Origin of the sequence: Pontivivens nitratireducens, from assembly GCF_014235845.1 — a bacterium.
GTDB lineage: Bacteria > Pseudomonadota > Alphaproteobacteria > Rhodobacterales > Rhodobacteraceae > Pontivivens > Pontivivens nitratireducens.
Map to the genome: position 1 here is coordinate 1 of NZ_JACJUQ010000034.1, position 8,490 is coordinate 8,490.

An 8,490-nucleotide genomic window follows, 5' to 3' on the forward strand; every position below is an offset into this window, starting at 1 on the left:
CGGCGAGCGCTTCGACGCTTGAGTATCTGAAACCGCATGGACCGGGCCAGATACACAGAGGTCAGGACACTCCCGCGGAAACCACAAAAAGTGTAGAGCGGGCTTTTTGTCCTTTGGAACTCAGACCCTGATCCAAAGGAAAATCCCCATGTCCAAACCCAGAACGGCCAACCCGGCTCTCGCAATCTCCGAAGCCGATCTCGCCTCTGCCCTCGCGCAAATCGGCGCGGAGGTCGACCACCAGCCCCTGCGCAGTTCAGCGCTCGCGCGCATCATGCGCGAGACGTTCCATGGCAGCGATGCCGGCGGTGCCTGGGACTGGCGCATGGCATATGACCTGATGCAGGCCGCGTCTGTTCAGGTGCTGCTGCGTGGGGACGGCGCGGTAGGTGATATCGCCGCTGCAAAGCTGCTTGCCTCACGGCTGCTGACGGAAACCCGCCGCTCCGAGCAGCAGATCCGGCTACAGCAGTTTTCCACGCCGCTGCCAATTGCGGCGCTGGTCTTGCGGGCCACGGCGATCCGCAAGGGCGAGACCGTTCTGGAGCCCTCGGCTGGCACCGGTGCACTGGCCGCTATCGCCGCCCGGGCCGGTGCCATGCTTTTGCTCAACGAGATCGACCCCTTTCGCCAGCGCCTCCTGCGCGCGGTTTTCGGCGGCGAGGTGACGGGCCATGACGGCGAGCATATCGACGATCTGCTGCAGACGCCGGTTCTACCCGACGTCGTGGTGATGAATCCGCCTTTCGCCTCCTCGGTCGACCGATCCCGAGACAAGCACATCGCCGCCAAACATCTCATTGCGGCTGCAAAGCGCCTGGCACCCGGCGGGCGCCTGGTGGCGATCATGCCGCCGGGGTTCACGCCCGAACGCGATGCCGCGCATTGGTCCCGCGCCTGCGATCTCCTGACGCCACGATTGGCGCTGACGATGCCGGGGCAGGTCTACCGCAAGCTCGGCACATCTGTCGAAACCCAGCTCATGGTCTTCGACAAGGTGCAGGAGGGCGGCGAGATGATCCGCGCCACTTTGTGCGATCTGGATGAAGCCCTTCCATTTGTCGATGCCGTGGCCGCAACACGGACCGAGATGAGCTTGGCCCAACGGGTTGAAGCGATCCCTCATGCTCGGCCGACCGTTCGATCATCTGTCCCGCGCAAGACCGCTGCCGGTGTTATCACCGCCCCCACAGCCAGGGCCAATGCCGTCCGTCCGCTCAGCTTCACGAGCCTTCAGACCCCGCGCGACAACATGCCCATCTCGGACATCTATGCGCGCTACCGTCCGCAACGGATCGAGATTGCGGATGCGCAGGAACATCCCACGCCGCTCGTTGAAAGCATCGCCATGGCCTCGGTTGCCCCGCCCATGCCCTCAAACACGGGCCGTGATGACTTGCGCCTGCCCGCACGGTTGATCGAGGAGGGACATCTGTCCGAGGCGCAGCTCGAGACCATCGTCATGGCACATGATGCCCATGGGCGTGATCTGCCCGGTCGGTTTACCATCGATGACGACCAGACCAAGCTGACGCGCGCCGATGATGACCCTAATGCACGTGCCTATCGCCTTGGCTATTTCCTCGGCGACGGCACCGGTTGCGGCAAGGGCCGCGAATGCGCGGGGCTCATTCTCGTGAACTGGCTTTCCGGGCGCAGGAAGGCGATCTGGGTTTCCAAATCCGCCACGCTCATCGAGGACGCGATACGCGACTGGACCGATCTCGGCGGCTCGCCCGCCGACATCCAGCCGCTCTCCAAATGGAAACCGGACCAGCCCGTCCCTATGGGTGACGGTATCCTCTTCGTCACCTACGCCACGCTGCGGTCCGCGGGCAAATGCGGCACCACGCGACTGAGCCAGATCCTCGACTGGATGGGCGAAGACTTTGAAGGCGTACTGGCCTTTGATGAGGCCCATGCCATGCAGAACGCGGCCGGGTCCGAGCAGGGCAGGGGGGTCAAACCCTCCCAGCAGGGCCTTGCTGGCCTGCGGCTGCAACTGGCAGCACCCCGCGCCCGCGTCTTCTACATCTCGGCCACGGGTGCCACGAGCGTGCACAACCTGGCCTATGCCGCGCGGCTGGGGCTCTGGGGGCAGGGCCCCGAATACCCCTTCCCAAGCCGCGAGAGCTTCGTCTCGGCGATGGAAGCCGGCGGTGTCGCCGCCATGGAGGTGGTTGCCCGCGATCTCAAGACGCTCGGGCTCTACACGGCCCGCGCCCTCAGCTTCGACGGCGTGGAGTATGACGTGCTCGAACACGCGCTCACCTCGGCCCAGATCGAGATCTACGACGCCTATGCGGGTGCGTTTCGAACGATCCACCACAATCTCGAAGCCGCGCTGACGGCGACCGGCGTCAACGACGCCTCTGGCGAGACCAATGCCTCGGCCGCTCGCGCCTCGGCCAAGTCCCGCTTCGAGAGCACGAAGCAGCGTTTCTTCAACCATCTCCTGATGGGCATGAAGGCCCCGACCATCATCCGCGCGATCGAGGATGATCTGGCGGCGGGCAACGCCTGCGTCATCCAGGTGGTTTCGACAGGCGAGAGCCTGCTGAAACGCCGGCTTGAGACGATGGATTCCGACGACGAGCTCGTCGAGGGTGCCTTGACGCCGCGTGACTACGTGCTGGGCTACCTCGAACAGGCCTTCCCAATCCATGCTCAAAAGCTCGTCGAGATCGACGGCAATATGGTGGTGGAACCTTTACGGGATGAGACCGGGGCGCTCGTTGTCTCGCGCGAGGCGCTCGCCCTGCGCGATGCGGCCATGATGGAGTTGATGACGCTGGCCCCGATCCCTTCGGCGCTGGATCAGATCCTCTGGGCCTTTGGCGACGATGCCGTGGCCGAAGTGACCGGAAGGTCGATCCGACCTCTGAAGGCGGACGATGGCCACCTCTTCATCGAGAAGCGCGCCGCCAGCAGCAATTCATCCGAGACCCAAGCCTTTATGGACGGCGAAAAGGATATCCTGATCTTCTCCGATGCAGGCGGCACGGGCCGGTCCTATCACGCGGCCCAAACGGCGAAGAACCAGAAACGGCGGCGGCACTATCTTCTGGAGCCCGGCTGGCGCGCGGATGCGGCCATCCAGGGGCTCGGGCGCACGCATCGCTCGGCTCAGGTCAGCGCGCCCTTCTTCCGGGTCTGCACCTCGGATGTGCATGGAGAGAAGCGTTTCACCTCGACGATTGCCAAACGCCTCGACCAGCTGGGGGCCTTGACCAAGGGTCAGCGCGAGACCGGCTCGCAGGGCATGTTCCGCGAGGAGGACAATCTCGAAAGCCCGATCGCACGGGCGGCGCTGCGTGGGTATTTCGCCGATCTTGCCGCCGGGCGCGCTGAGGCGATGAGCTACGAGAGCTTCACCGACTGGACCGCCCTGCGGCTGATCGACAAGGACGGTGTGCTTCTCGAGGAGCTTCCCCCGATCCAGCGGTTTCTCAACCGGGTGCTTGCCCTTCCCATCCACATGCAAAACGCGCTCTTTGCCGAGTTCATGCGCCGGATTGCCGATCAGACGGAACGGGCGCGCGCGGCGGGCACGCTCGATCTCGGCGTCGAAACCCTACGCGGCGACAAGATAGAACAGGTCTCCACGGAAGATCTCTGGACCTGCCCGAAATCTGGCGCCGTGACGCGGATCATCGGACTTGAGGTGACGGACCCGGTCCACGTGCTGTCGGCGGATGACGCCCTGTCGCGCAACCCCGACAAGCTGCCGATGGTCAATCGCGCCTCCGGTCGCGCGGCGCTCATCTCGGCGCGGCCCATGCAGATGTATGACGAGGACATCGTCACGCTGATGCGCAAGGTGGTGCGGCCAAACGGGTCGAGCTATCTCGAAGAGGCGCGGTTCGAGTCCTCGGCCTGGGAAGACATCGGAAGGCCTGAGTTCGCAAGGCTTTGGGATGCCGAGGCTGCGTCCCTGCCGAAAACCACCACGACCAAGCTCTACCTGCTGACCGGGCTGCTGCTGCCGATCTGGAAGGACATTCCGACCACCAATGAGCGCATCTACCGCGTCACGCCCGACGGGGCGACCGCCATGATCGGGCGCACGCTAAGCGAGGAAGGGGCGGCCGCGCTGCGCGCCCGCTTCCTCGTCTCCAATCCGCAAACGCCGCAGGAGATGTTAACCGCCGCCCTCGGCACCACCGCACATGTCGATCTGGGCCGGGGTCTCACCCTGACCCGTCGCCGCGTCGCAGGCGAGATGCGTCTCGAGCTTGGCGGCGCGGACAAGGGCATGATCGAAGGCCTCAAGGCCATGGGGTGTTTCACGGAGATCATCGCCTTCCAGTTGCGGGTGTTCCTGCCGCATGGGGACGGGATCGACACGGGAAGCATTCTGGCCCGGATCGTTGGGCAGGGAGCCGCTAGAGCTGCAGAACAAGCCGCCTGAAAAGTCAAAGCGAGCTTCCGGTCGGGCGGCGTGGATCGGGATTTGGCCGATCTGCGCTTTCCGGACGCGCGCTGACCAATGCCACGCCCGGCCCCCCAAATTCAGACAAGAGGACTGACCCATGACCAATCCCCAGATCGATTATGCCGCAATGGCGGCTCAGTGGCGTGCAGAGCGCGAAATCACCTTGAAGGCATCCCGAGCGGAGCTGATCGCGCAATTGCGCGCGTTTGGCATCAGCGAGGTCACTGCCGAATACGAAGGCTACGGCGACTCCGGCAATGTCGACGATGTGACGGTGCAGCCTGCAGAGGTCCAACTGCCGGAACCGCTTGCCACCGCCGTGGGCGATTTCGCCTGGTCGCTCGCCTATCACCATCACCCGGGGTTCGAGAACAACGAGGGCGGCTACGGCACGCTGACCTGGGACATAGCACTAGACAGCATCACCCTCGATCACGCGGACCGCTATGTCGAATGCTCGCACAGCTATGATGAGGGTCTTTGAGATGGCCCATCCGCTTCATCATGCTGAAAGCTCTGCCCGGAAATTCGGCGGGGTGCCGCCTGACTATCAGGCCGTGCACGATTGGTTTGACGCCTCGAAAGAGCATCTCGCGCTCTTCACGCACCGCGCCATGCGCCACCACGCTCAAGGCCTGTTCGAGGCGGAACGGGTTTTCGGCCTGACCCTGACCAATAGCGCGGGTCGGGACATACCCGTGCGCTGGATCGGCGAGCAGCATGTGCGTGAAGACTGCCAGGGCCGCATCCCAAGCATGGCGGACTGGCTGCGACGGATCCAGCCCGAGCCATGGATGGCCAATGGCCATATCAACCGGCATGGCGGCTCCGAGCCCTGCGGCGACCCAAGGGTTGCCTGGGCCTCCGAGGTCGCCGCCGGACGAACGGTTCTTGGCCTGAAGGATTGGATGGCGGCGCGCGCGACGCAAACCACGCAAGGTGCCTGACAGCTCTCGGTCGTTTGCCAAACGAATACTGCATGGAAGCCCGGTTGGAAGTTCGGGCTTCTTGCGTCGTTTCCCCACCAATCTTCTTAAGGAGGATCACATGACACTCGATGACATCAAGGCGGCCGTCGATGCCGGGCAGACCGTGCATTGGGCCAATACCAGCTACATTGTCCATAAGGACCGGCTCGGTCAGTACCTCATCACCTATGTGCCGAATGGTAGCTGCATCGGTCTGACCGACCGGGGCGGGCACCGGTTGAACGGAAAAGAAACGGAGTTCTTCGTCGCGCGATCGAAGGACAGCGCGGAAAATCCGGGCAGCCAACCAAGACCAGACGGGCAGGGGAGGAGCGTAGCACCCGGAGGCGCGGGGGCGCTCCCACTCGGAGGGTAGCTCTGACCCGCGGGCGGGGCTGAAAGGAAAGCAGGCTTTCTGATTTGTGATCCCTCAAGGGGTCGAGAAAGCAATCCCGGATGCGTTGGCAAGAACGTCAGGCACCGGCCAATCCAAGAAGGAACCATCCCATGTTCGCAGGAACCCTCACCCGCAATGTCGAGACCGCAGCCGCTCAGTACACCGGCATGATCCACGGGACGCGCTTTGACATCGCCATCCAGTTGGAGGCGCGGGCCAAGATGTCCGAACGCAGCCCGGATTTTGACGTGACGGCAGTCAACAAATCAGGCCGCAAGGTGCGCATCGGCACGGCCTGGAACGAGACCGGCAATACCAGCGGCAACCCCTACATCTCGATGCAGATCGATGTCGGCTTGGGTCCGTTCCGGGTCAACGCGGTGCAGACGAAAGAAGCGCGCGCGACCCAAAGCGGGGAGTTCGAGATCATCCCGCTGGTCTCGAACGGCCTGATGAAATCCGGCTCGATCTCGGGCGAGCTCACCGCCATGGACGCTGACAACGCCTTCACGGGCTACATCGCCAACATGATGTTCGATCTGGAGTTCATGCTGATCGAGAACAGCTACAAATCCGAGGAGACCCACCCCGATTACCGGATCGAGGTCAGCTCGCCCCGGGGTAAACCAATCCGCGTCGGCTCGGCGTGGATGGCCAAAAGCAGCCGCACGGGCAATGACTACCTGTCGCTGCTGATCAACACGCCCGATGGCGACCTGCGCGTCAACGCCGTGCAGAACGAAGAGCAGCGCGGCGGGCAGACTTTCTCGATCATCCCGTTCATCGACAGCGGTGAGCAGCCGCAGGACGCAGGCGCGGGGCTCTCGCTGGTCGCGTGATTAGCGCGCGAGAGGAGGCGATCTGAACCGAAAGGGGAGCCGTGGGATCACGGTTCCCCTTTTTCTTATCTCGATGTCGCAGCGAGACATATCGTACGATACTTGGGAAGACACCATCCATATCCTACCGGAGGTTGAGATCTACATCAATTCCAGGATGCTACGCTGCAGCTTGGCAAATGAGTCACTCGTTGTGGTCACTGGGTGTTGGGTCAATTGAACTCGCACATCGCTGCGCAGCGCGTGATCTCAGGGGATTCCTTTCGTGCGGCACTATGGTCTTCTCTCACTTGCTGTTTCTAGTGTGACGTGGTCAGTCCCACATTAAGGTGAGCCGAGAAAGATGTTGCGGAAAAGGCCCGAAGACGCGTTTTAGGTCTTATAGAAACGCTTTAGATCGCGTCGCTTGCTCAGTTGTTGCGGTCGGTATGGTTTGACCTCTCCGAATTGAGCGACCGCGGTCGCCTGCATGCGTTCTTGTACGGATGGGTGGAGAGGGAAATCGTCGCCGACTTCTCGGATTCCTTTTTTCCATGGAATGCTGACTGGTCCGAACGCCAAGATCGCGTCCTCGCGGTGCTGCAGGCCCAAAGGATCAGGAGCGCGGTTAAGGTAATTTTCGTTGATTTTGATTGAAGGCACACACTCCTTTAACTCATCGACCATCCAGTCTAGGGCGATATCACTGAGACGGGATTCGGCCTCGGGGTAGCTGCCACCGATGTCGCTGTGACAACCCGGGAACCAGACCTGCTTGAGCCAAGCCGGTTCTCGGTTCTTGGTCTCTATAGCGGCTTTTTTGGACGCCCATCCAACTCGCGGGAAGTCTGCGCGGTCTTCATCGATCGCCATGGCGTGGCGGGCGTGGTTTACGTCGGGATCCAGCCACATGTCGTAGTTGCGCTTGTTCCAAGCGGCGAAATGCCCTGTCTTCAGAATCTGTGGCCAGTCTGTAGGGCGCAATATCTTCAATTTGCGACCAGGATCATCCGAGAAATACTTGAAATTATCGAGCAGAAGTGAGCCGAGTTGCCAAACAAGCGCTCCGAGCAAGGCGCCGAGCGGGATGACAAGAAGCAATGACCATCCCAGCACGATTCCGGCAAGAAAGGCAGCACCGACTGTGAACGTCACTCCCCAAACAAGCGCGCGCACGACCGCAGTCCGCAGTGACGCCACCGTATCGAACACTCCGATGAAGGTTGGCTGAATATTGCCCTGATTGTCTTCGCCCTCGAGGGGAGCACTCGAATACTTCTCGCGAAATCTGTGACCGAGCTCTTCGCGATGCTTGAAGTACGGGTTCTGTCCGCGAGGCTTTCCGGCACCGTGGTTATAAACGAACTTCACCGCATCCGTGGCGATCTTGCGTAAACCGGGTCCGTGACGCGGGATGGGTTTGCCATCGGGCATTTGTGTCGGGATACCGCAAAGGTTCATGACATTCGCTAGTGCCCTGACCGTGTACGCCCCGCGCGAGAAGCCGAATAGCAGCACACGGTCACCGGGCTCATAATGGGCGATGATCTGTTCATAGCAATCGATGATATTGTGATCGATGCCGGTGCCGACTGCGCTTTCAAGGATAGGTTTGATGCGGCCAAAGAGTCCCCCGCTTTCGCCCGTGCCCAGCCCAGGATCGTAAAAGGTGACTTGATCCTTTGGGCTAATTGGTGAGTCTGGGCCGGGACGCATGGCGCGATACATCTTGTAGACGTTCGAAAGGCGTTGGTCCGGCCTAGACCCGCCCATTTGCCCGGTCCCATCGGAAAAAATGGGAGTGTCCTGACCTCTGTGTATCTGGCCCGGTCCATGCGGTTTCAGATACTCAAGCGTCGAAGCGCTCGCCGA

General features: G+C 62.0%; 6 protein-coding genes. 5 read left to right on the top strand and 1 reads right to left on the bottom strand.

Annotation, left to right across the window (positions count from 1 at the left end):
- Positions 1-148: 148 nt before the first annotated feature.
- From H1S03_RS17055 to H1S03_RS17075, 5 genes are all read left to right on the top strand, one after another.
- Positions 149-4,411 carry a strawberry notch-like NTP hydrolase domain-containing protein gene (locus H1S03_RS17055; protein WP_185805281.1) on the top strand — a complete coding sequence of 1,421 codons (4,263 nt, stop codon included), beginning with the start codon at positions 149-151 and terminating at the stop codon, positions 4,409-4,411.
- 121 nt (positions 4,412-4,532) lie between these two features.
- Positions 4,533-4,919: a DUF6878 family protein gene (locus tag H1S03_RS17060; protein WP_185805282.1), complete on the top strand. Its 387-nt coding sequence runs from the start codon at positions 4,533-4,535 to the stop codon at positions 4,917-4,919.
- Position 4,920: 1 nt separating this feature from the next.
- Entirely contained in the window at positions 4,921-5,382 is a 462-nt protein-coding gene (locus H1S03_RS17065) for a DUF6915 family protein (RefSeq protein ID WP_185805283.1), read from the top strand.
- Positions 5,383-5,482: 100 nt separating this feature from the next.
- Positions 5,483-5,779: a hypothetical protein gene (locus tag H1S03_RS17070; protein ID WP_185805284.1), complete on the top strand. Its 297-nt coding sequence runs from the start codon at positions 5,483-5,485 to the stop codon at positions 5,777-5,779.
- Between the two features lie 131 nt (positions 5,780-5,910).
- The gene (locus H1S03_RS17075; RefSeq protein ID WP_185805285.1) at positions 5,911-6,639 is read left to right on the top strand and encodes a DUF736 family protein; all 729 of its coding nucleotides are present in this window, start codon (positions 5,911-5,913) and stop codon (positions 6,637-6,639) included.
- A gap of 372 nt (positions 6,640-7,011) precedes the next feature.
- On the opposite strand, the gene H1S03_RS17080 is transcribed toward H1S03_RS17075, so the two are convergent.
- Entirely contained in the window at positions 7,012-8,463 is a 1,452-nt protein-coding gene (locus H1S03_RS17080; RefSeq protein WP_283810384.1) for a phospholipase effector Tle1 domain-containing protein, read from the bottom strand.
- Between the last annotated feature and the right edge of the window lie 27 nt (positions 8,464-8,490).

Excerpts from the sequence above, each read along its gene's own strand:
- H1S03_RS17060 (WP_185805282.1), top strand. The coding sequence starts at position 4,533 with ATGACCAATCCCCAGATCGATTATGCCGCAATGGCGGCTCAGTGGCGT.
- H1S03_RS17055 (WP_185805281.1), top strand. The coding sequence starts at position 149 with ATGTCCAAACCCAGAACGGCCAACCCGGCTCTCGCAATCTCCGAAGCC.
- H1S03_RS17075 (WP_185805285.1), top strand. The coding sequence starts at position 5,911 with ATGTTCGCAGGAACCCTCACCCGCAATGTCGAGACCGCAGCCGCTCAG.
- H1S03_RS17065 (WP_185805283.1), top strand. The coding sequence starts at position 4,921 with ATGGCCCATCCGCTTCATCATGCTGAAAGCTCTGCCCGGAAATTCGGC.
- H1S03_RS17070 (WP_185805284.1), top strand. The coding sequence starts at position 5,483 with ATGACACTCGATGACATCAAGGCGGCCGTCGATGCCGGGCAGACCGTG.